This window comes from Longivirga aurantiaca (assembly GCF_042660085.1).
GTDB classification, from domain to species: domain Bacteria; phylum Actinomycetota; class Actinomycetes; order S36-B12; family CAIYMF01; genus Longivirga; species Longivirga aurantiaca.
Map to the genome: position 1 here is coordinate 697,652 of NZ_JBHSTI010000008.1, position 21,286 is coordinate 718,937.

The window sequence follows — 21,286 nt, forward strand, 5'->3', positions numbered from 1 at the left end:
CGCATGAGTCCGGTGTCTCGCCGGCGTCCCGGTGCCGGCCGCCCTGCTCCCGTAGCGTCCGCTCTGCGCGCGAACGAGGCGCGCAAGATGCGCGGCGAGATGCCGCTCGATGCGCTCACCTCGCGCATCCGCAAGCTCGACGTCCACTCCGACGGGTTCGCCGCCGAGGCGGTGGTGTCGTGGGTGTTCGAGGTGCTCGGATCGCGGGGCCCCGACGCCGACGAGGTGCTCGCACGGTTCTGCCGCGCCGCGGTCTCCGACCCCCGAGCGGGGACGACGGCCCTCGGGCTCCAGGCGATGGCGGTGCTGGCCCTGCACGGGCACCGCAGCGTTCGGGGCGAGGCCTCCCATCTCGTTGCGGGGGCGGACGAGGAGCTGCGCGCGTCCCTGCCGTCCTGGGTCGCGCACGTCGGTGCCGTTCGGGTCGTGGAGACGGGTGTGCTCGCGACCGCGGACGGCACCGAGACGGTCCTGCACCTGCTGCTCGACCACGTGGATCCGGCGGCGGGCCCCCGGCACCTGGTGACGCTCGCGGTGCATCACGGCGACAGCCGGGTGCACCTGCTCGACGTCCGTGCCCGTCGCGACGACGAGGTGCTCGCGCCGATGGGCGAGAAGTACGCCGGATCCAGCGATCCCGTGTGGTCGTGGGGCGACGCCGACGCCGTACGGGCTGCCGCCGTCCCCGCCCTGGGGGTGACCGCGGAGCACGCGCCGACGCAGTGGCCGGTGCTCGGGGTCGAGGGCGGCGAGACGCTCACCTGGACCCTCGGCGTCCACCGCCTCGGGCAGGCCGCCGGTCTGGACCTCCTGCAGCCGTAGGGGTCAGCCGCGCAGCGCCGTGCTGAACAGGGCGTCGATGCGCGCCCAGCTGTCCTCTGCCGCGGTGTCGACGTAGCCGACGTGCAGGACGCGGCGCGACACCGGACGCAGCCACGCCGGCGCGTCCTTCTCCGAGTGCGTCATGAAGGAGTGCCCGGCGTCCGGGTACTCCTTCACGTCGTGCTCGACCCCGGCGGCGGACAGCGCCCGCTCGAGCTTGGCCGCCGCGCCGCGCAGGCTGCGGTCCTTCCCGCCGTACGACGCCACCACGGGGCACGCGCCGTCGAAGACCGACTCGAGCCGCTGGGGCAGCTGCCCGTACATCGCGGCGCTGGCCTCGAAGCCCTGGGTGGCCATGAGCATGGCGAAGGCGCCGCCGAGGCAGAAGCCGGCGATGCCGACGCGGCCGGTCGAGTCCTCGCGCTCGGCGATCCACTGCCGGGCGGCGTGGATCTCGTCGTACACGCGCCCCTCGCCCGAGTTCATCGAGCGGGCGATGGCCACGAGGCAGCGGGCGCTGCCGGCGTACGACATCAGGTCGGGTGCGACCGCGTTGTAGCCGCGTGCGGCGAGGTGGTCGGCAGCCTCGCGCATCGCGTCGGTGAGACCGAACGCCTCGTGGATGACGACGACCCCGGGCGCGGGGCCGTCGACCCCCTGCGCGGGGGAGTAGTAGGCGGGGATCGTGCCGAAGCCCGTCACCTCGATGCTCAGATCCGGCATGCCGTCCCGTCCTGTCCGGCCACCGGTCGGTGGCGGCCCCAGGGTAGGGCGGCTCGGGTCCCGCCGCCGGTCGCCTCATGTCACGTCCCGGAGGCCCTGGGCGGGCCATGCACGGACCGCGCCCGCAACCTCCACCCGACATCGAGGCTCAACCCGAGGTCGAGGGTTGTGGCGCGGCGCCGCGGGACCGGGTTCGCGCGGCCGCGTCGGCAGGGTCCGAGGGCCTCGCCGACCGCCTCCGACGGCGAGAGTCACATCACACGATCCGCCGCGTGGCGGGGCGGAACACGGGCACGGCCCACGCACGGGACGTGGCCTGGCGCACGTCCCGCGCTGTGGGCAGCCGGTCGACAGGCACGCGGGCGTCCGGATAGCGTCGTGACGTCCTGCGGGGAAGCAGGGCACCACGACCGGACCGCCGAGTCCCGTCCACGGCCGTGGTCATCCGCACTTGGACGGGAGCGGGGGACCCACTTCGCCGGCCTGCACGTCGGGCCGGCTCGGGGTGAAGCCACGAGAGTGGCCGGCCTTCCTCGGGCCGAACCCGACAGCTCACCTCGCAGGCGGCGGAGGAACACGACATGACCACCGTCATGCCGACCCATGCCCGCACGGGCATGGAGCGCACCAGGGCACGAGTCACGTTCGGCGTGCTCTCGGCCGCCCTCGGGCTGTCGCTCCTGACCCCTGCCCCGGCTGGTGCCGCCCCGCTCGCACCCACCCACCTCGTCGGTGGCGGCGCGTCCGCCTTCGTCGACGACACGGCGTTCCCCGACACGCTGCCGGCCACCGGCACCACGTCCGCGGCACCGGCGCGCGTCGTCTCGACCGAGGTCCTGCGCGGCGGGCACAACGGCGCGAAGGTGCGCTGGGTCCAGCGCATCCTCGGCCTGCCGCAGACGGGCTTCTTCGGCCCCGCCACGCGCGACGCCGTCATCCGCTTCCAGGAGGCGCTCGGCGCGACGAAGGGCACCGGCATCGTCGGCCCGATCACGCGACGCCAGCTCCAGGAGTTCGGCGAGCAGCAGGCGGCCAAGGCCGTGCGCAAGGCCGCCGCGGCCAAGAGGGCCGCCGCCGCTGCCGAGGCCGCCCGCAAGGCCGCTGCGCGCAAGGCCGCGGAGCAGGCGGCCACCCGGGGCACCACCCGGTCGGCGCCGGCTCCCTCGGCGTCCAACGGCGACCCGACCATGACCGCGGCCGCCCGCGGCTCGCGTGCCGCGCGCCAGGCCGTGCCGTTCGCGGTGTGGCGCAGCTCCGCCCACGCCCGCATGATCGTGGCGCGCGAGTCCGGTGGCAGCTGCACCGCGGTGTCGCCCACCGGCGCCTACCGCGGCGCGTGGCAGATGGGCGCCCCGTTCTGGCGCTCGTTCGGCGGCCTCACGTTCGCGCCCACGCCCGACCAGGCCACCTGCGGCGAGCAGGACTACGTCGCCTACCGCGGCTGGATCGCCGCGTGGTGGTCGCCCTGGGGCGGCTGAGCCTCCGCTCGACCCTCCGGCGCCGCCGGTCCTCCGGGACCGGCGGCGCCGTCGTCGTTCAGACGCGGGTGCGGACCAGGTCGCGGACGACGTGGCCCTTCTCGACGCCCTGCCGCTCGAACTTCGTGAGCGGCCGCTCGAGCCGCGGTGCCCAGCCGTCGTAGGGATCGAGGAGCAGCGGCTCGGCGTCGAGCACCTCGCGCATCGCCTCGGCGTACGGCTCCCAGTCGGTCGCGCAGTGCAGGACTCCGCCCGGCGCAAGGCGCGTGGCCATGAGGTGCACCAGGTCGGGCCGGACGATGCGGCGCTTGTGGTGCCGGGCCTTGGGCCACGGGTCGGGGAAGAAGACGCGGATCGCGGCGAGCGAGCCCTCGGCCACCCTGTCCGTGAGCAGGTCGACCGCATCGCCGAGCTCGACCCGCACGGTGGTGAGGCCCCGGCGCTCGATCTCGGCGAGCAGGCGTGCGACGCCCGGGGTGTGGACGTCGACGGCGACGATCCCGGTGCCGGGGTCCTCGAGCGCCATCTCGACCGTCGCGTGCCCGAGCCCGAACCCGATCTCCAGCGCCACGGGCAGGCCGCCGAACAGAGTGCCGGTGTCGAGCGGCCCCGGGGGGAGGCCGTGGCGGGGGAGCAGCGTGGTGACGGCGTCGCGCTGCGCGTCGGTCATCCGCCCCCGCCGCGGATGGAACGTGAGGATGTGCCGGTGCTCCTCGGCCACGTCCTCCTCCACGCCCAGAGCCTAGGTCCGCCGCTGCGCGGCGCGTGCAGGCATCGTGACGACGTACCGCGCCCCCGGCAGGAGCCGTCTCAGGCCGGCGCGCGGGGGTTCCTCCCGAATCAGCGGAGGGGGTCACTCGCAGAGGGAGGCCCTTCGGGCCTGGAGATCACGTGCCCCCGGCAGGAGCCGTCTCGGGCCGGCGCGCGGGGGTTCCTCCCGAATCAGCGGAGGGGGTCACTCGCAGAGGGAGGCCCTTCGGGCCTGGAGATCACGTGCCCCCGGCAGGATTCGAACCTGCGCGCATGCCTCCGGAGGGCACCGCTCTATCCCCTGAGCTACGGGGGCCAGGGCAGGCACCGACACTACCAGCGGCCGACGGTGCGCTCGACACGGCCGCTGCGGGCGACCGGGCGCGGGCCGGATACGTCGTGAAGCCGCGCGGACCTGCGCCGATAGGCTCCCGCGCATGACGCCCGACCAGATCGCCGCCGAGGTCCGCGCAGCAGTGCTCGCTGCCGTGGCCGACGGCGAGCTCGCCCTCGACCCCGCGCTCGTCCCGGCCGAGGTCACCGTCGAGCGTCCGCGCAACGCCGACCACGGCGACTACGCCACCAACATCGCGCTGCAGCTGGCCAAGCCGGCCGGCACCAACCCGCGCGCGGTGGCCGAGCTCGTGGCCGCCCGCCTGCGGGCCCTCGACGGCGTCGCGAGCGTCGACATCGCCGGCCCCGGGTTCCTCAACATCACCCTCGACGCCGCCTCGCTCGGCGAGACGGCGCGCACGGTGGTCGTCGCCGGCGACCAGTACGGCCGGATCGACCGGTACGCCGGCATGCGCTTCAACGTCGAATTCATCTCGGCCAACCCCACGGGCCCGCTGCACCTCGGCCACACCCGCTGGGCCGCTGTGGGCGATGCGATCGCGCGGGTCCTCGAGGCGGCCGGCGCCGACGCCGAGCGCGAGTTCTACGTCAACGACCGCGGCGTCCAGATGGACAAGTTCGGCATGTCGCTGGAGGCTCGGGCGCTCGGCACCGACGTGCCCGAGGGCGGCTACCAGGGCGCGTACGTCGACGACCTCGCGCAACAGATCGTGGCGGCCGACCCGGGCATCGTGGGCCTGCCCGCCGACGAGCGGATGGTCGCCTTCCGCGAGGCGGGGTACGCCCTGCAGCTGCAGCAGCAGAAGGACACGCTCGACGGCTTCAACACGCACTTCGACGTCTGGTACTCCGAGCGCACGCTGCACTCCAGCGGCGCCGTCGACCGCGGCTTCGACAAGCTGCGCGAGCAGGGCCACATGTACGAGGCCGACGGCGCGGTGTGGCTGCGCACCACCGACTTCGACGACGACAAGGACCGCGTGCTCGTCAAGGCCGACGGCGAGCTCACGTACTTCGCCAGCGACACGGCGTACTACCTCGACAAGCGCGCCCGCGGTTTCGACGTCTGCATCTACCTGCTCGGCGCCGACCACCACGGCTACGTCAACCGGCTGCGCGCCGTCGCGGCCTGCGCGGGCGACGACCCCGACCTCAACATCGAGGTGCTCATCGGGCAGCTCGTGAAGATGTACAAGGGCGGCGAGGAGGTTCGGCTCTCCAAGCGCGCCGGCAACATCATCACGCTCGAGGACCTCGTCGAGGAGGTCGGTGTCGACGCCGCCCGCTACTCGCTCATCCGCTACCCCGTCGACAGCCCGCTGACGCTCGACCTCGACCTGCTCGTGCAGCGCAGCAACGACAACCCGGTGTTCTACGTGCAGTACGCGCACGCCCGGATCAGCTCCGTCCTGCGCGGCGCGGCCGACCTCGGCATCGACTGGCGTGCCGCCGAGCCCGACCTCTCGCTGCTCGACCACGAGCGCGAGACGGCGCTGCTCGGCGCCATCGGCGAGCTGCCGCGCATCGTCGGGTCGGCGGCCGAGCTGCGCGAGCCGCACCGCGTCGCGCGCTACCTCGAGGAGCTGGCGACGTCGTACCACAAGTTCTACGACGTCTGCCGCGTGCTGCCGATGAGCGACGCCGAGGTCGAGCCGATCAACGTCGCGCGCCTGTGGCTGTGCGGCGCAGCGCGGCAGACCCTCGCGAACGGCCTCGACATGCTCGGAGTCAGCGCTCCCGACCGCATGTAGGGATCCGAGTTACTGCCACAGTGGGGTGATAGAACGCGCCAACACCCCGCTGTGGGCAGTAGCTCGAGGCACGTGGGGTGTCCAGGGGCTGGAACTCCCGGGGGCGGGGGTGAGGCGCGTCGGTAGCCTTGCCCCATGCGCGCACACCCCGCCGGGCCACGCTTCGGCGAGATCCTCGCCCCTGCCGGTGCCCCTGCGGCTCCGGCCGACGTCGAGGCGATGCACGCGCTCGACCCCGTCGTGTGGCCGAGCACCGCGGTGCGCTCCGGCGGCGACGCCCTAGAGCAGCGGGCGGTGACCATCGCGGGCATCGACGTCCGCGACCTCGCCGCCGAGCACGGCACCCCGCTCTACGTCCTCGACGAGGTCGACTTCCGGGCTCGGGCGGCGGCCTTCCGCGACGCGTACGCCGACCCCGACGTGCCGGCCGATGTCTTCTACGCGGGCAAGGCCTTCCTCTCGACGATCGTGGCGCGCTGGGTGCAGGAGGAGGGTCTCGGCCTCGACGTCTGCACCGGAGGCGAGATCCTCACCGCCGTCCGTGCCGGCTTCCCCACCGCCCGCATGGCCTTCCACGGCAACAACAAGTCGGTGGCCGAGCTCGATCTGGCGCTCGAGCACGGCATCGGCCGGTACGTCGTCGACTCGTTCGAGGAGATCGTCCGGCTCGCCGCCGCCGCCGAGGCCCGCGGCGTGGTGGCCAAGGTCCTCGTGCGCGTCACCGTCGGCGTCGAGGCGCACACCCACGAGTTCATCGCCACCGCGCACGAGGACCAGAAGTTCGGGCTCTCGCTCTCGGGCGGTCAGGCCGAGGAGGCCGTACGCCGGATCCTGAAGCTGCCGTCGCTGCGGCTCGTCGGCCTGCACTCGCACATCGGCTCGCAGATCTTCGACACCGCCGGGTTCGAGGTGTCGGCCCACCGTCTCGTCGCGCTCGCGGGCAAGGTCCGCGACGAGCACGGCATCGAGGTGGCCGAGCTCGACCTCGGCGGCGGCATGGGCATCGCCTACGGCTCGGACGACGACCCCATGACGCCGAAGGAGATGGCCGAGCTCCTGCGCGGCATCGTCGTCCGCGAGTGCCGGGCCCTGGGTCTCGACGTCCCGCGCATCGCCGTCGAGCCCGGACGGGCGATCGTCGGGCCGTCGATGGTCACCGTCTACGAGGTCGGCACGGTGAAGCAGGTCGACCTCGGCAACGGCCACGTGCGCCAGTACGTGAGCGTCGACGGCGGCATGAGCGACAACATCCGCACCGCGCTGTACGACGCCGAGTACACCGTGCGGCTCGTCTCCCGCGTGTCCGAGGCCGCTCCGGTCCTCGCGCGCGTCGTCGGGAAGCACTGCGAGAGCGGCGACATCGTCGTCCGCGACTGCTGGCTGCCCGGCGACCTCGCCCCCGGCGACCTGCTCGGCGTTGCCGCGACCGGCGCCTACTGCCGGGCGATGGCCTCCAACTACAACCACGTGCCCCGACCTCCGGTGGTCTCGGTCCGCGACGGCGTGAGCCGCGTGGTCGTGCGCCGCGAGACGCCCGACGACCTGCTGGCGCTCGACGCCGGCCTCGAGTCCGACTGACCAGGCAGTAGCCGCGCCCGGACCTGCGCGGCGCCGCCCCCGGCGGGGGTGGCACGCTAGGCCGGACACCCCCGGAGGGAACCCCATGACGACGCCCGACGCGCCGCCCCGCGAGCTCACCGTCGCACTCCTCGGCGGCGGCACCGTCGGCAGCCAGGTCGCCCGCCTTCTCCGCGAGTCCGCCGACGATCTCGCCGCCCGTGCCGGCGCCGCTCTGCGACTCACGGGCGTCGGCGTGCGCGACGCCGCGAAGCCCCGCGAGGGCATCGCTCCCGAGCTCCTGACCGACGACCTCGAGGGGCTCGCGTCGTCCGGCGCCGACATCGTCGTCGAGGTCATGGGCGGCATCGAGCCGGCGCGCTCGCTGATCCTCGCCGCGATGGCGGCCGGCTCCTCGGTCGTCACCGCCAACAAGGCGCTCCTCGCCGAGGACGGCGGCACCCTCCACGCCGCGGCCGAGAAGCACGGCGTCGACCTCTACTACGAGGCCTCGGTCGCCGGCGCCATCCCGCTGCTGCGACCGCTGCGCGAGAGCCTCGCCGGCGACAAGGTCCGCCGCGTGCTCGGCATCGTCAACGGCACCACGAACTTCATCCTCACCAAGATGGACGAGGACGGCGCCGACTACGCCGACGTGCTCGCCGAGGCCCAGGCCCTCGGGTACGCCGAGGCCGACCCGACCGCCGACGTCGAGGGCTACGACGCCGCAGCCAAGGCCGCGATCCTCGCGGGCCTCGCGTTCCACACCCGGGTGCGGGGCGACGACGTGCACCGCGAGGGCATCACGAGCGTGTCCGCGCAGGACGTCGCGGCCGCTCGCGACATGGGATTCGTCATCAAGCTCCTCGCCGTCGCCGAGCTGGTCGACGACGAGAAGGGCGTGGTCGTCCGCGTCCACCCCGCGATGGTCCCGAGGACGCACCCGCTCGCGGGCGTGCGCGGCGCGTTCAACGCGGTCTTCGTCGAGGCCGAGTCGGCCGGCGACATGATGTTCTACGGCCGTGGCGCCGGCGGAGCGCCCACGGCGTCCGCCGTCCTCGGCGACATCGTGGCCGTGGCGCGGCATCGGCTCGCCGGCTCGCGCGGCCCGGGGGAGTCGACCTACGCGCACCTCGACGTGCTGCCGATCGGCGACGCCACCACGCGCTACTACGTCAACCTCGACGTCGCCGACCGCCCGGGCGTCCTTGCGGCGGTGGCCCAGGCGTTCGCCGACAACGGAGTCAGCATCCAGAACGTGCGCCAGGACGGGCACGGCGACGACGCCCGGCTCGTCGTGCGCACGCACACCGCCGCCGACTCCGCGCTCGCCGCGACGATCGAGCGGCTCCGGTCGAACGACGCCGTGCGCAACGTCGTCGGCGTCATGCGGGTCGAGGGCGAGGACGAGCGATGAGCGCCACCACCGCCGAGGGCACCAGCCGCCAGTGGCGTGGCCTCATCGAGGAGTACCGCTCGCGGCTCCCGGTCAGCGACAAGACCCCTGTCGTGACGCTGCGCGAGGGCGGCACGCCGCTCGTGTACGCCTGCGTGCTCTCGGAGATGACCGGCTGCGAGGTCTGGATCAAGGTCGAGGGCGCCAACCCGACCGGGTCGTTCAAGGACCGCGGCATGACGATGGCGATCTCCAAGGCCGCGGAGGAGGGCGCCAAGGCTGTCATCTGCGCGTCCACCGGCAACACCTCCGCCTCGGCCGCGGCGTACGCCGTCAAGGCGGGCATGGTCTGCGCGGTGCTCGTGCCCAGCGGCAAGATCGCGCTCGGCAAGATGGCGCAGGCCCTCGTGCACGGCGCGAAGATCCTGCAGGTCGACGGCAACTTCGACGACTGCCTCACCCTCGCGCGCAAGCTCTCCGAGAGCTACCCCGTCTCGCTCGTGAACTCGGTCAACCCCTTCCGCATCGAGGGCCAGAAGACGGGTGCGTTCGAGATCGTCGACTTCCTCGGCGACGCGCCGGACATCCACTGCCTCCCCGTGGGCAACGCCGGCAACATCACCGCCTACTGGAAGGGCTTCGTGGAGTACGCCACCGACGGCGTCGCCACCAAGCGCCCGCGCGAGTGGGGGTTCCAGGCGGCCGGCGCCGCGCCGATCGTGAACGGCGCGCCCGTCATGCACCCGTCGACCATCGCCACGGCGATCCGCATCGGCAACCCCGCGTCGTGGGAGCAGGCCGTCGCCGCGCGCGACGAGTCCGGCGGCCTCATCGACGCCGTGACCGACCGCGAGATCCTCTCGGCCTACCGTCTCCTCGCGGCGAAGGAGGCGGTATTCGTCGAGCCCGCATCCGCCGCGTCGGTGGCGGGGCTGCTGAAGAAGCACAAGGAGGGCCTCCTCGACCCGGGCCAGACCGTGGTCTGCACGGTGACGGGCAACGGGCTCAAGGACCCGGAGTGGGCGATCGCCGGTGCGCCTCAGCCCACCCATGTGGCCGTCGACGCGTACGCCGCCGCCCTCCAGCTGGGCCTCGCGTGACACCGCCGCCCTCGGGCCGCCCGGTCTTCCGCGCAGCGGCCGTCCGAGTCCGCGTGCCCGCGACGTCGGCGAACCTCGGCCCCGGGTTCGACAGCCTGGGGCTCGCCCTCGGGCTCCACGACGACGTCGTCGCGCAGGTCTCGGACGACTCCGGCGTCCGCGTCGACGTGCACGGCGAGGGTGCGGACTCCGTCCCGCGCGACCACCGGCACCTCGTCGCGAAGTCGATGCTCAAGGCGTTCGACGCACTCGGTGGGCGGCCGCGTGGCCTGGATCTGGTGTGCGCCAACAGGATCCCGCACAGCCGCGGACTCGGGTCGTCGGCTGCGGCCATCGTCTCCGGGCTCGTCCTCGCGCGCGCGCTCGTCGTCGGCGGCGACGAGCGGATGCCCGACGACGCGCTGCTCGAGCTCGCGTCGTCGATCGAGGGTCACCCCGACAACGTCGCCGCGTGCCTGCACGGCGGCGCCACGATCGCCTGGACCCGGGGCACCGTTCCCGCGTCCACGGGAGTGCTCGACCTCGTGCCGGCTGCGTCGATCGTGCCGGTGGTGTGCGTGCCGTCGTCCGCCGTGGCCACGAAGAAGGCGCGTGCGCTGCTCCCCGAGACCGTTCCGCATGCCGATGCGGCATGGAACGCCGCGCGCGCGGCGCTGCTCGTGCAGGCCCTCACGGTGCGCCCCGACCTGCTGCTCGAGGCCACCGACGACCGCCTGCACCAGCCCTACCGCCGGCCGGCGTACCCGCGCACCACCGACCTGGTCGCCAAGCTGCGGGCTGCCGGGATCCCGGCAGCCGTCAGCGGTGCGGGGCCGACCGTGCTCGCGCTCGCCGACTCCACGAGCGCCCCGCGGGTGGCCGGGCTGGCCGGCGCACGGTTCGCGACGTCCGTGCTCGAGGTCGACCGCGAGGGTGCACGGGTCCTTCCCCTCGAGGGCTGAACGGCGCGCCGACCTCCCTCGTACGGGTGGTGTTGGACGTGGACCCGCCCCCGGGTGTTACCCTCGTCGTATCCGGGGCCCGCACCGTCCGTCGTTCTGACGGGTGGACGCCCGTCGGGGCCTCTCGCGACATCCCACCGCAGTCGCCCCTCTGCGCCGCCCCCGGACACCCGTGCTGCCGTTCGCTTCCTCACGAACCTTGCCGCGGCACGTCCGCCCGTCCGTCTCCCGACGGACGACCTCTCGATGCAGAACGAGGCACTCGGTGACCGAGACCACCCAGACCACCCCGTCCGCCCGCAAGGGCGGCGGACTCAGCTCGATGCTCCTGCCGGAGCTCAAGGCCCTCGCCGGCCAGCTCGGCATCAGCGGGGCGTCGGGCATGCGCAAGGCCGACCTCGTGAGCGCCATCGGCGCCCGCCAGGTCGGTGGCTCCGGCGGCGCCGCCAAGGCCGACCGCCCGGCCCGCGAGGACCGTGCCCCCCGCGAGGAGCGTGCCCCCCGCGAGGAGCGCGCCGAGGCTCCCGCCGACGGCGGCGACCGCCCGGCTCGCGAGGACCGCCCCGCGCGCGAGGACCGCGGCGACCGCGGACCGCGTCAGGACCGACAGGACCGCGGACCGCGCCAGGACCGTCAGGACCGTGGCGACCGCCCGGAGCGCGAGGACCGCGGCGACCGCCAGCAGGGCCAGAACCGCGACCAGAACCGGGACCATAACCAGGGCGAGCGCGCCGCCGGCCAGGGCAGCCAGAACCAGGGCAGCCAGAACCAGGGCGGCAACCAGAACCGCGACCAGAACCAGGGCAACCAGGGCGGCGACTTCGACGACGAGCGCGGCGGCCGCAGCAGCCGTCGGCGCCGCCGGGGCCGCGACCGCGACCGTCCCGGGTTCGACCGCGACGACCGCGGCCCGCGCAACGACCGGCAGGGGCGCAACAACCGCGGCCCGCGCGGGTTCGAGGGCGATGTCGAGGTCACCGAGGACGACGTGCTCCTGCCCGTCGCCGGAATCCTCGACATCATGGACAGCTACGCGTTCGTGCGCACGAGCGGCTACCTGCCCGGCCACAACGACGTGTACGTCTCGCTCCAGATGGCCAAGCGCTACGGCCTGCGCAAGGGCGACGCGGTCACCGGTGTCGTGCGCCAGCCCCGCGACGGCGAGAAGGCCCAGAAGTTCAACCCGCTCGTGCGGGTCGAGACCGTCAACGGCGCCGACCCCGAGCTGTCCCGCAACCGCATCGAGTTCGGCAAGCTGACGCCGCTCTACCCGCAGGAGCGCCTGCGGCTCGAGACCGACGGGTCCAACCTCGTCACCCGCGTGATCGACCTCGTCGCCCCGATCGGCAAGGGCCAGCGCGGCCTCATCGTGTCGCCGCCGAAGGCGGGCAAGACGATGGTGCTCCAGGCCATCGCCAACGCGATCACCCAGAACAACCCCGAGGTCCACCTCATGGTCGTGCTCGTCGACGAGCGGCCCGAGGAGGTCACCGACATGCAGCGCTCGGTGAAGGGCGAGGTCATCGCCTCGACCTTCGACCGGCCGGCGGAGGACCACACCACCGTCGCCGAGCTCGCCATCGAGCGGGCCAAGCGCCTCGTGGAGCTCGGGCACGACGTCGTGGTCCTGCTCGACTCGATGACGCGTCTCGGCCGTGCCTACAACCTCGCGGCGCCGGCCTCCGGCCGCATCCTCTCCGGCGGTGTCGACTCGGCCGCCCTCTACCCGCCGAAGCGGTTCTTCGGTGCCGCCCGCAACATCGAGAACGGCGGGTCGCTCACGATCCTCGCGACCGCCCTCGTCGAGACCGGGTCCCGCATGGACGAGGTCATCTTCGAGGAGTTCAAGGGCACCGGAAACATGGAGCTCAAGCTCGACCGCAAGCTCGCGGACAAGCGCATCTTCCCCGCGGTCGACGTCGACGCCTCCGGCACGCGCAAGGAGGAGATCCTCATGGCGCCGGACGAGCTCAAGACCGTCTGGAAGCTGCGCCGGGTGCTGCACGCGCTCGACCAGCAGCAGGCCATCGAGCTCCTGCTCGGCAAGCTGCGCGAGACCAAGAGCAACTTCGAGTTCCTGCTGCAGGTGCAGAAGACCACCCCCATGGCGGTCGGCTCCTCCAGCGACGACGACGACTGACCGCCCGGTCGTCCCCGGCCCGACGCAGAAGGCCCGCCCCCTCCGGGGCGGGCCTTCTGCCTGTCTTGAGCCTCGGCGTCGTTTCGGAGCGTGTTTCACCCGTTCGGCTCGCGGATCCGGCCGATCTTTTCCTCTCGATGGGCTCAAGGAGTGACGTCAGGGGCCGATGACTGCTCTGCACGGGGGTGTGTGTCATCGCAGTTATTTCCTGGAGGGGAACCATCATGAGCACCACCACCCGTAAGCGCGCCGTCCGCGCCGTGGCGCCGGTCGCCGGCCTCCTGGCCGCCGGCCTCCTGGTCTGGCAGGGCAGCTACGCCGCCTTCAGCGCCACCACCGACAACACCGACGACGCCTGGTCCACCGGCACCATGGCCCTGACCAACAACGGCGGCGGCACCGCGTTCGCCGGCAGCACCACCGCGCTGTTCACCGAGGACGACCTCAACTTCGGCGACTTCGCCGAGAAGTGCATCACCGTGGAGAGCAACGGCTCGCTCGGCGGCGACCTCGCCCTCTACCGCGGCACCGTCACCGGGGCAGCCGCCAACGGCGACCCGTCGGTCGTCCTCGGCAACCAGCTGCGCCTCACCGTCGACGCCGCCCCGCTCGCGTCGGCGACCGACAACGTCGCGGCCGACTGCACCGGCTTCCCGGCCCTCGCCACGACGGTCGTGAACAACGTGACGCTCAACGCCTTCCCGTCGGCGTACGGCCCGGCTGCGAAGGTCGCTGTCTCTGACGGCGCCACCACGCGCGTCGCCTACCGCATCTCCTGGACGCTCCAGTCGACCGGGTCGGCGCTGACCGACAACCCGCTGCAGGGCTACTCGGTCGTCGCGGACCTCAACTGGGAGCTCCAGTAGTCGTCGACGTCACCGGGGGCGTCGCCTGAGGGCGACGAGACCGTGACGTGACACGCCGTCGGTGTGCCCCCTGCGGGGGGCATGGGGCACACCGGCGGGCTCCGTCGACGACGGGGCCGTCCGGTGGGGGCCGGACGGTGCCGTGGCTGACGGGCCGCATCTCAGAAACCTGATGCACGGGGAACCCGAACCACGGATCGCGTGGGCAGGAGGATCGACATGGCCATCCCGGCCTGGGCACCCATGCCCGGTGACGAGGCGCCGTCGACCCCCCGCACGCCCCGCCGCTCCTCGACCCCGATGTTCCTGCTCGGCATCCTCAGCCGGACCTGGCTCTGGTTCGTCGCGGGCTGCGTGCTGGTCACGATCGTGCCCATGCTGTTCGGCTGGCGCCCGTACGTCGTCCAGAGCGGGTCGATGATGCCGCGCATCGCCGTGGGCGACGTCGTCCTCGCCTCGCCGGTGGACGACCCGGCGCTGCTCCTCGGCCGCGTGACGGTCTTCCGCGACCCCAGCACGCCCGCCATCACCAAGACCCACCGCGTGATGAGCATCGACGGCGACGGGCGGATGATCACCAAGGGCGACGCCAACACGTCGGTCGACTCGACCCCGATCACCATCGCCGACGTCGAGGGCATGGGACGTCTCCTCGTGCAGTTCGTCGGCCTCCCGCTGATCTGGGTCAGCACCCAGCAGTGGGTCTACCTCGGGGCGCTCGTGCTGAGCCTCCTCCTGGCCGCGTGGGTCACCGCGCGGGACCGCGACGAGGACGTGGACGAGGACGAGGACGACCCCGACGGCGGCGGACCACCGGGCGGGGACCTCCTGCCGCTTCCGCGGCCGGCCGGGGGCTCCGGTGCCACCGCCGTCGCCGCCAGCACCCCGATGGATCCCCGGCTCCGCCGCGAGGCCGGCAAGCGCTGGGCGCAGCGGGCCGGCTACGGCGTGGTGCTCACCGGCGCCCTGACCCTGCCCACCGTCAACGCCGCCTTCGCCGCCACCACCGCCACGACCGCCAACAGCTGGCGCGTGGCGGCTCCGTCGTACTCGGACGTGGTCACCGGCCTGCGCCCGTGGATGTGGTGGAAGCTCGACGAGACCGGCACGGGCAGCACCGCGGCCGACTCCTCGGGCAACGGCCGGGCGGGCAGCTTCGTCACCGACGGATCCTCGACGTACGTCACGAAGGGCGTCGTCGGCGCCATCCCGAGCGAGACGCCCAACCGAGCCGTGACGCTGACCAACGCGGACTCCTGCGTCGTGACCACATCGACCAGCGGGACCTCCTCGCCCGGCAACCTCACCGCGGTCGCCTGGTTCCGCACCACGACCACGTCCGGCGGCACGCTGCTGGGCTTCGAGTCGCCGCGCACCGGCGTGACGGCCTATGCCTCCGGCGGGCGCTACGGGCGCCAGCTGTACATGGACGCGCGGGGCACCGTGTGGTTCGGCACGTCCACCAACCAGACGATCCGCGGGCTGCAGTCGCCCACCGCGCTCAACGACGGCCAGTGGCACATGGCCGCCGGCGTGCTGTCGTCGGCGGGCATGCGGCTCTACATCGACGGCGCCCTCGTGGGCTCCAACACCGTCTCGAGCGTGAGCAGCTACACCGGCTGGTGGCGGGCGGGCTGCGGCAACCTGTCCGGCTGGGGCTCGCTCTGGGACGGCGGAAGCTCCCCGTCGGCGTCGTGGAACCAGCCGCGCAACTTCCCGTTCGCGGGGTCCCTGGACGAGGTCTCGGTGTGGAACCAGCCCCTCACGGCCACGGACATCGCCGCTCTGTGGGCGGCCCGCTGACCGGCTGACCTGCGGCGCGGCACCCGGGGGAATGCGGGGGAGCACCCGCCGGTTTGGAGGGTGCGTCGATCGGGTGGCAGACTGGACCGCTGGTACCCCGGCTTCCCGGTCGGAGCAGTCCCACCCACGGTGTCCGGTTCACGTGCCGCCCCGCGCGAGCACGACCCGGTCACGACACGAGGAGAGCGACATGAAGGCCGACATCCACCCGGCGTACGGCGAGACCACGGTGCACTGCGCCTGCGGGTCCACGTTCACCACGCGCAGCACCGCCAAGAACGGCGTCATCCACGCCGAGGTCTGCAGCCAGTGCCACCCGTTCTACACGGGCAAGCAGAAGATCCTCGACACCGGCGGCCGCGTCGCCAAGTTCGAGAAGCGTTTCGGCAAGAAGGCCGACGCCTAGCACTCCCGTCGAGGGCGCTCCTGCACCGCTGCACGCGGTCGCGGGGGCGCCCTCAGCGCATGTCAGGCAGCCGCAGCGATCAGGGAGAACCCGATGTTCGAGTCCGTCGAGGCCCTCGAGGCCGAGTACGCCGACCTCGAGCGCCGGCTCGCCGACCCCGACATCCACGGCGACCAGGCGGCCGCCCGCAAGGTCGGACGCCGGTACGCCGAGCTCCGCCCCGTCGTCGCCACCTACCGCGAGTGGAAGGCCACGGGCGACGACCTCGAGGCCGCGCTCGAGCTGGCGGGCGACGACTCCGCGTTCCGCATCGAGGCGGAGCAGCTCGAGGCGCACCGCGCCGAGCTCGCCGACCGGCTGCAGGTGCTGCTCATCCCGCGCGACCCGCTCGACGACTCGGACGTGATCCTCGAGATCAAGGCGGGCGAGGGCGGCGAGGAGTCGGCGCTGTTCGCCGGCGACCTCCTGCGGATGTACCTCCGGTACGCCGAGCGCCGGGGATGGAAGGCCGAGGTGCTCGAGGCCGAGCAGTCCGACCTCGGGGGCTACAAGGACGTCACGGTCGCGGTGAAGGCGCGCGGCTCGGTGGAGCCCGGCGAGGCGCCGTACGCCCGGCTGAAGTTCGAGGGCGGCGTCCACCGCGTGCAGCGGGTGCCGGCGACGGAGTCTCAGGGCCGCATCCACACCAGCGCCGCCGGTGTGCTCGTGCTTCCCGAGACCGAGGACGTCGAGGTCGAGATCGACGCCAACGACCTGCGCATCGACGTCTACCGCTCGAGCGGCCCGGGCGGGCAGAGCGTCAACACCACCGACTCCGCCGTGCGCATCACGCACATCCCCACCGGCGTCGTGGTCAGCTGCCAGAACGAGAAGAGCCAGCTGCAGAACAAGGAGTCGGCGATGCGCATCCTGCGCGCCCGGCTCGTCGCCCTCGCGGAGGAGGCCGCCGCGAAGGAGGCCTCCGACGTACGCCGCTCGCAGGTGCGCACGGTCGACCGCTCCGAGCGCATCCGCACGTACAACTTCCCCGAGAACCGCATCAGCGACCACCGGGTCGGCTTCAAGGCGTACAACCTCGACGCCGTGCTCGACGGCGAGATCGAGACGCTCGTGCAGGCCTGCGTCGACGCCGACCTCGCGGCTCGCATGGCCTCGCTCGGGACCGAGTCCTGATGGCGCGGTATACCGCTCCCGTGCGCACGCTGCGCGACGTCCTCGTGGACGCCGAGCGCCGGCTCGCCATCGCCGACGTCCCGTCGCCGCGCGTCGACGCCGAGCTCCTGCTCGCGCACGTGCTCGACGTGCCACGCGGCCGCATGTTCCTGTCGGACCCGGCCGACCCCTCCGACGTCCTGCGGTTCGAGGCGCTGCTCGTGAAGCGCGTCGCCCGCGTGCCGCTCCAGCACCTGCTGGGCGAGGCCCCGTTCCGCCACCTGACCCTCGCCGTCGGCCGGGGCGTGTTCGTCCCGCGGCCCGAGACCGAGAGCGTGGCCGAGCTCGCCATCCGCATGCTGCGCGATGTCACCGAGGGCTCGCGCGTCGCCGTCGACCTCTGCACCGGCTCGGGCGCCATCGCCCTGGCGGTGGCCACCGAGGTGCCCGGCACCGTGGTGCACGCCGTCGAGCTCGACGAGGCGGCCGCCGCGTGGGCGCGCCGCAACGTCGAGGAGAACGCCGCGGCCGTCGCCGCGGTCGGCTCGTCCCTCGAGCTGCATATCGGCGACGCGACGGTGGCCCACCTCGGCGCCCTGGCGCCGCTGGTCGGCCTCGTCGACGTCGTCGTGACCAACCCGCCGTACATCCCGGACGCCGCGGTGCCGCGCGATCCCGAGGTGGCGCAGCACGACCCGCCGCGCGCGCTCTTCGGCGGACCGGACGGCCTCGACGTCGTCCGGGGCCTCGCCGTCGCCGCGGCCGCGCTGCTGCGCCCCGGAGGCGTCCTCGTCGTCGAGCACGGCGACGAGCAGGGCGAGCGCGGGGGAGCGGCCGGAGTGCCGCACGTGCTGCGCGAGCACGGTGCCTTCCGCGACGTCGACGACCACGTCGACCTCGGCGGACGCGACCGCGCCACGACCGCCGTCCGGGTCTGAGGGAGGATCGGCCGCGTGAGCCTCGAGTTCGACATGGCCGACCCGGCCGCGCGCCCGCGCGGTCTGGATGCCGCCGCCAGCGCCGCCCGGCGCGGCGACCTCGTCGTCCTGCCGACCGACACGGTCTACGGGCTGGCCACCGACGCCTTCAACCCGCGCGGGGTCGCTGCCATCCGTGCCGCCAAGGGCCGCGGGCGCGACCTCCCCCTGCAGGTGCTCGTCGGCAGCCCCGACACGGTCGAGGGCCTCGGCTACGGGCTCACCAAGGCCGCGCGCGAGCTCGTCCAGGGCTTCTGGCCCGGCGGCCTCACCCTCGTCGTGCGCCAGCAGCCCACGCTCGCGTGGGACCTCGGCGACTCCTCCGGCACGGTCGCGCTCCGGATGCCGCTGCACCCGGTGGCGATCGAGCTGCTCCGCATCACCGGCCCGCTCGCGGTGTCCGGCGCGAACGCCGCAGGCGGTGCCCCGGCCGCCTCGCTGTCCGAGGCCCGGGAGCAGCTCGGCGACCTCGTGGCCATCTACCTCGACGGCGGCCCGAGCCTGGACGCCGTCCCGAGCACCGTCGTGGACGTCTCCGGCCAGGTGCCCCGGCTCCTGCGGCCCGGCGCCATCGACCTCGACACCCTCCGCACCGTCTGCCCGGAGATCCTTCCCGGCTAGGCTCACGTGCCATGACCTCTGCCACGCCCTTCGGCGCCGACTTCGGCGCGCTCGAGGCCACCGACCCCGAGATCGCCCGGATCCTCCTGGCCGAGCGCGACCGCCTGAACGACGGCCTGCAGCTCATCGCCAGCGAGAACTTCACCTCGCCCGCGGTGCTCGCCGCGCTCGGCTCGACGCTGTCGAACAAGTACGCCGAGGGCTACCCCGGCCGCCGCTACTACGGCGGCTGCGAGGTCGTCGACCAGGCCGAGACCCTCGGCATCGAGCGGGCGAAGGCGCTCTTCGGCGCCGATCACGCCAACCTCCAGCCGCACAGCGGCGCCAGCGCCAACCTCGCGGTGTACGGAGCGTTCCTGCAGCCGGGCGACACGCTGCTGGCCATGAGCCTGCCGCACGGCGGCCATCTGACCCACGGCACGAAGGTCTCGTTCTCCGGCAAGTGGTTCAACGCCGTGCACTACGGCGTCAGCCAGGAGACCGAGGACATCGACTACGACCAGATGCGCAGCCTGGCCCGCGAGCACCGCCCGAAGATGATCATCTGCGGCGGCTCGGCGATCCCGCGCCTCATCGACTTCGCGGCGTTCCGCGAGGTGGCCGACGAGGTCGGCGCGATCCTGTTCGTCGACGCCGCCCACTTCATCGGTCTCGTCGCCGGCAAGGCGATCCCGAGCCCGGTGCCGTACGCCGACGTCGTCACGTTCACCACGCACAAGGTCCTGCGCGGGCCCCGCGGCGGCATGCTCGTGTGCAAGGCCGAGCACGCGGCCGCGCTCGACAAGGCTGTGTTCCCGATGATGCAGGGCGGTCCGCTCATGCACGCCGTGGCCGCCAAGGCCGTCGCCCTCAAGGAGTGCGCGACGCCGGAGTACCAGGCCTACGCGAAGCAGGTCATCGCCAACTCCCAGGCGCTGACGGCGGCGCTCGCGGAGGAGGGGATGCGCCCGATCACCGGCGGCACCGACACGCACCTGTCGCTGCTCGACCTCCAGGGCATCGGCGTCACGGGTGCCGAGGCCGAGGCCCGCGCCGGCGCCGCGAGGATCGTGCTCAACAAGAACGCGATCCCCTACGACCCGCAGCCGCCGAGCATCGCGTCCGGCATCCGGGTGGGCACGCCCGCCACCACCACTCAGGGGCTCGACGAGGCCGACATGAGGGTGGTCGCCTCGCTCATCTCCCGCGCGGTGAAGGACGCCGACGGGTCCGAGACGGCCGCCGTGGCCGCCGAGGTGCACGAGCTGGTCAAGAACAAGCCGGCGTACGCCTCCTGAGGGCGCTGGCCTCCCGTGCGCGAATACCTCCTCTGCCTCACCATCGCGGCGGCGGTGACCTACCTGGTCACCCCGCTCGCGCGGCGCTTCGCGCTGCGGTGGGGCGCGATGGCGGAGGTGCGCGACCGGGACGTGCATGACGAGCCGACCCCGCGCCTCGGCGGGCTCGGGATGCTGGGCGGCCTCCTGGCCGCGATGCTCGTCGCGAGCCAGCTGCCGCTCATGCGATCGGTGTTCGAAGGGTCCAGCGAGCCGCTCGCGCTGCTGTCGGCCGCCGCGATCCTGGTCGTGCTCGGGATGCTCGACGACAAGTACGGCCTCGACGCCCCGACCAAGTTCGCCGGTCAGGCGCTCGCCGGCGCGGTGATGGCGCTGCAGGGCATCGCGATCGTCTGGCTGCCGATCGGCGGCACGCTCGTGCTCGACCCGCTCACCTCGGTGGTGCTCACCGTCCTCGTCGTGGTCGTGGCGGTGAACGCGATCAACTTCGTCGACGGCCTCGACGGCCTGGCTGCCGGGATCGTCGGCATCGGCGCGCTCGCGTTCTTCGCGTACTCCTACCTGCTGTCGTTCGAGTACGGCTTCACCCGGGCCACGATCGCGGCGCTCGTCTCGGCGATCCTCGCCGGCATGTGCGCGGGCTTCCTGCCCCACAACCTCAACCCGGCCCGGGTGTTCATGGGCGACACCGGCTCGATGCTCATCGGCCTGCTCATGGCGAGCTCGGTGATCACCCTGGTCGGCCAGCTCGACCCCAACGTCGTGCCCGGCCCCACCTTCGTGCCCGCGCTGCTCCCGATCCTGCTGCCCGCAGCGGTCATGGCCGTGCCGCTGCTCGACATGCTGCTGGCCGTCGTACGCCGGACCCGCGCCGGCCGGAGCCCGTTCTCGCCCGACAAGCAGCACCTGCACCACCGTCTGCTCGAGATCGGCCACAGCCAGCGCCGCGCCGTCCTGCTCATGTACGGCTGGACCGGTCTGCTCGCCTTCACCGCCGTCGGGCTGGCCTTCGTGCCGGCAGGCGTCGCCATGGTCTGGTTCGTCTGCGGGGCCGCGATCCTCTTCGTCGCCGTCCGGTGGCCGAGGATGCGCGAGGCCCGGCGCGGGGCGTGACGCGGATCATCGCTGGCCGGTACCGCTTTCATTTGGGCGGCTACCGTCCGTTCATCTAG

18 protein-coding genes, 1 tRNA gene and 1 riboswitch are annotated in these 21,286 nt (G+C 73.2%); of the genes, 16 read left to right on the forward strand and 3 right to left on the reverse strand.

Annotated elements, in window-relative coordinates:
• Positions 1-3 precede the first annotated feature (3 nt).
• The gene (locus ACFQGU_RS07250) at positions 4-822 is read left to right on the forward strand and encodes a hypothetical protein (protein WP_386765183.1); all 819 of its coding nucleotides are present in this window, start codon (positions 4-6) and stop codon (positions 820-822) included.
• Positions 823-825: 3 nt separating this feature from the next.
• Here ACFQGU_RS07250 and ACFQGU_RS07255 read toward each other — a convergent pair whose 3' ends face one another.
• On the reverse strand, positions 826-1,545 hold the full coding sequence (locus ACFQGU_RS07255; RefSeq protein ID WP_386765185.1) for a dienelactone hydrolase family protein: 720 nt from the start codon (positions 1,543-1,545) through the stop codon (positions 826-828).
• A 406-nt stretch (positions 1,546-1,951) separates the two neighbouring features.
• A riboswitch (cyclic di-AMP (ydaO/yuaA leader) is annotated at positions 1,952-2,126 on the forward strand.
• Between ACFQGU_RS07255 and ACFQGU_RS07260 the strand changes: the two genes are divergently transcribed.
• Positions 2,127-3,023, forward strand: coding sequence for a transglycosylase family protein (locus ACFQGU_RS07260; RefSeq protein ID WP_386765187.1), 897 nt, complete (start codon positions 2,127-2,129; stop codon positions 3,021-3,023).
• A gap of 58 nt (positions 3,024-3,081) precedes the next feature.
• Here ACFQGU_RS07260 and trmB read toward each other — a convergent pair whose 3' ends face one another.
• Both trmB and ACFQGU_RS07270 read right to left on the reverse strand, forming a co-directional pair.
• Positions 3,082-3,756 (reverse strand): tRNA (guanosine(46)-N7)-methyltransferase TrmB, encoded by a 675-nt coding sequence (trmB, locus tag ACFQGU_RS07265; RefSeq protein ID WP_386765189.1) that lies wholly within the window; start codon positions 3,754-3,756, stop codon positions 3,082-3,084.
• Positions 3,757-4,017: 261 nt separating this feature from the next.
• Positions 4,018-4,089 (reverse strand) — tRNA-Arg (locus tag ACFQGU_RS07270).
• 121 nt (positions 4,090-4,210) lie between these two features.
• Here ACFQGU_RS07270 and argS point away from each other — a divergent pair.
• The 14 genes from argS (at position 4,211) to ACFQGU_RS07340 (ending at position 21,227) form a co-directional block, all read left to right on the forward strand.
• On the forward strand, positions 4,211-5,878 hold the full coding sequence (argS, locus tag ACFQGU_RS07275) for an arginine--tRNA ligase (protein WP_386765191.1): 1,668 nt from the start codon (positions 4,211-4,213) through the stop codon (positions 5,876-5,878).
• A gap of 135 nt (positions 5,879-6,013) precedes the next feature.
• Positions 6,014-7,456, forward strand: a complete 1,443-nt coding sequence (gene lysA, locus ACFQGU_RS07280; RefSeq protein WP_386765193.1) for a diaminopimelate decarboxylase — start codon at positions 6,014-6,016, stop codon at positions 7,454-7,456.
• Between the two features lie 85 nt (positions 7,457-7,541).
• Positions 7,542-8,852 (forward strand): homoserine dehydrogenase, encoded by a 1,311-nt coding sequence (locus ACFQGU_RS07285; RefSeq protein ID WP_386765195.1) that lies wholly within the window; start codon positions 7,542-7,544, stop codon positions 8,850-8,852.
• Positions 8,849-9,931 carry a threonine synthase gene (gene thrC, locus ACFQGU_RS07290; RefSeq protein WP_386765197.1) on the forward strand — a complete coding sequence of 361 codons (1,083 nt, stop codon included), beginning with the start codon at positions 8,849-8,851 and terminating at the stop codon, positions 9,929-9,931. The genes ACFQGU_RS07285 and thrC overlap by 4 nt, the downstream gene beginning before the upstream one ends.
• Positions 9,928-10,872, forward strand: a complete 945-nt coding sequence (gene thrB / locus ACFQGU_RS07295) for a homoserine kinase (RefSeq protein WP_386765199.1) — start codon at positions 9,928-9,930, stop codon at positions 10,870-10,872. The genes thrC and thrB overlap by 4 nt, the downstream gene beginning before the upstream one ends.
• A 322-nt stretch (positions 10,873-11,194) precedes the next feature.
• Entirely contained in the window at positions 11,195-13,012 is a 1,818-nt protein-coding gene (gene rho / locus ACFQGU_RS07300; RefSeq protein WP_386768189.1) for a transcription termination factor Rho, read from the forward strand.
• Positions 13,013-13,236: 224 nt separating this feature from the next.
• On the forward strand, positions 13,237-13,878 hold the full coding sequence (locus ACFQGU_RS07305; protein WP_386765201.1) for a hypothetical protein: 642 nt from the start codon (positions 13,237-13,239) through the stop codon (positions 13,876-13,878).
• 219 nt (positions 13,879-14,097) lie between these two features.
• Positions 14,098-15,681, forward strand: a complete 1,584-nt coding sequence (locus ACFQGU_RS07310; RefSeq protein ID WP_386765203.1) for a LamG-like jellyroll fold domain-containing protein — start codon at positions 14,098-14,100, stop codon at positions 15,679-15,681.
• Between the two features lie 190 nt (positions 15,682-15,871).
• The gene (gene rpmE / locus ACFQGU_RS07315; protein WP_386765205.1) at positions 15,872-16,087 is read left to right on the forward strand and encodes a 50S ribosomal protein L31; all 216 of its coding nucleotides are present in this window, start codon (positions 15,872-15,874) and stop codon (positions 16,085-16,087) included.
• Between the two features lie 93 nt (positions 16,088-16,180).
• Complete coding sequence (gene prfA, locus ACFQGU_RS07320; protein ID WP_386765207.1) at positions 16,181-17,260, forward strand: peptide chain release factor 1; 1,080 nt, start codon at positions 16,181-16,183, stop codon at positions 17,258-17,260.
• A gap of 20 nt (positions 17,261-17,280) precedes the next feature.
• A complete protein-coding gene (prmC, locus tag ACFQGU_RS07325) occupies positions 17,281-18,177 on the forward strand; it encodes a peptide chain release factor N(5)-glutamine methyltransferase (RefSeq protein ID WP_386765209.1) in 897 nt (298 codons plus the stop codon).
• A 15-nt stretch (positions 18,178-18,192) separates the two neighbouring features.
• Positions 18,193-18,837, forward strand: coding sequence for an L-threonylcarbamoyladenylate synthase (locus ACFQGU_RS07330; RefSeq protein ID WP_386765211.1), 645 nt, complete (start codon positions 18,193-18,195; stop codon positions 18,835-18,837).
• 11 nt (positions 18,838-18,848) lie between these two features.
• Positions 18,849-20,114, forward strand: coding sequence for a serine hydroxymethyltransferase (locus ACFQGU_RS07335; RefSeq protein ID WP_386765213.1), 1,266 nt, complete (start codon positions 18,849-18,851; stop codon positions 20,112-20,114).
• Between the two features lie 15 nt (positions 20,115-20,129).
• Positions 20,130-21,227, forward strand: a complete 1,098-nt coding sequence (locus ACFQGU_RS07340; RefSeq protein WP_386765215.1) for a glycosyltransferase family 4 protein — start codon at positions 20,130-20,132, stop codon at positions 21,225-21,227.
• Positions 21,228-21,286 lie beyond the last annotated feature (59 nt).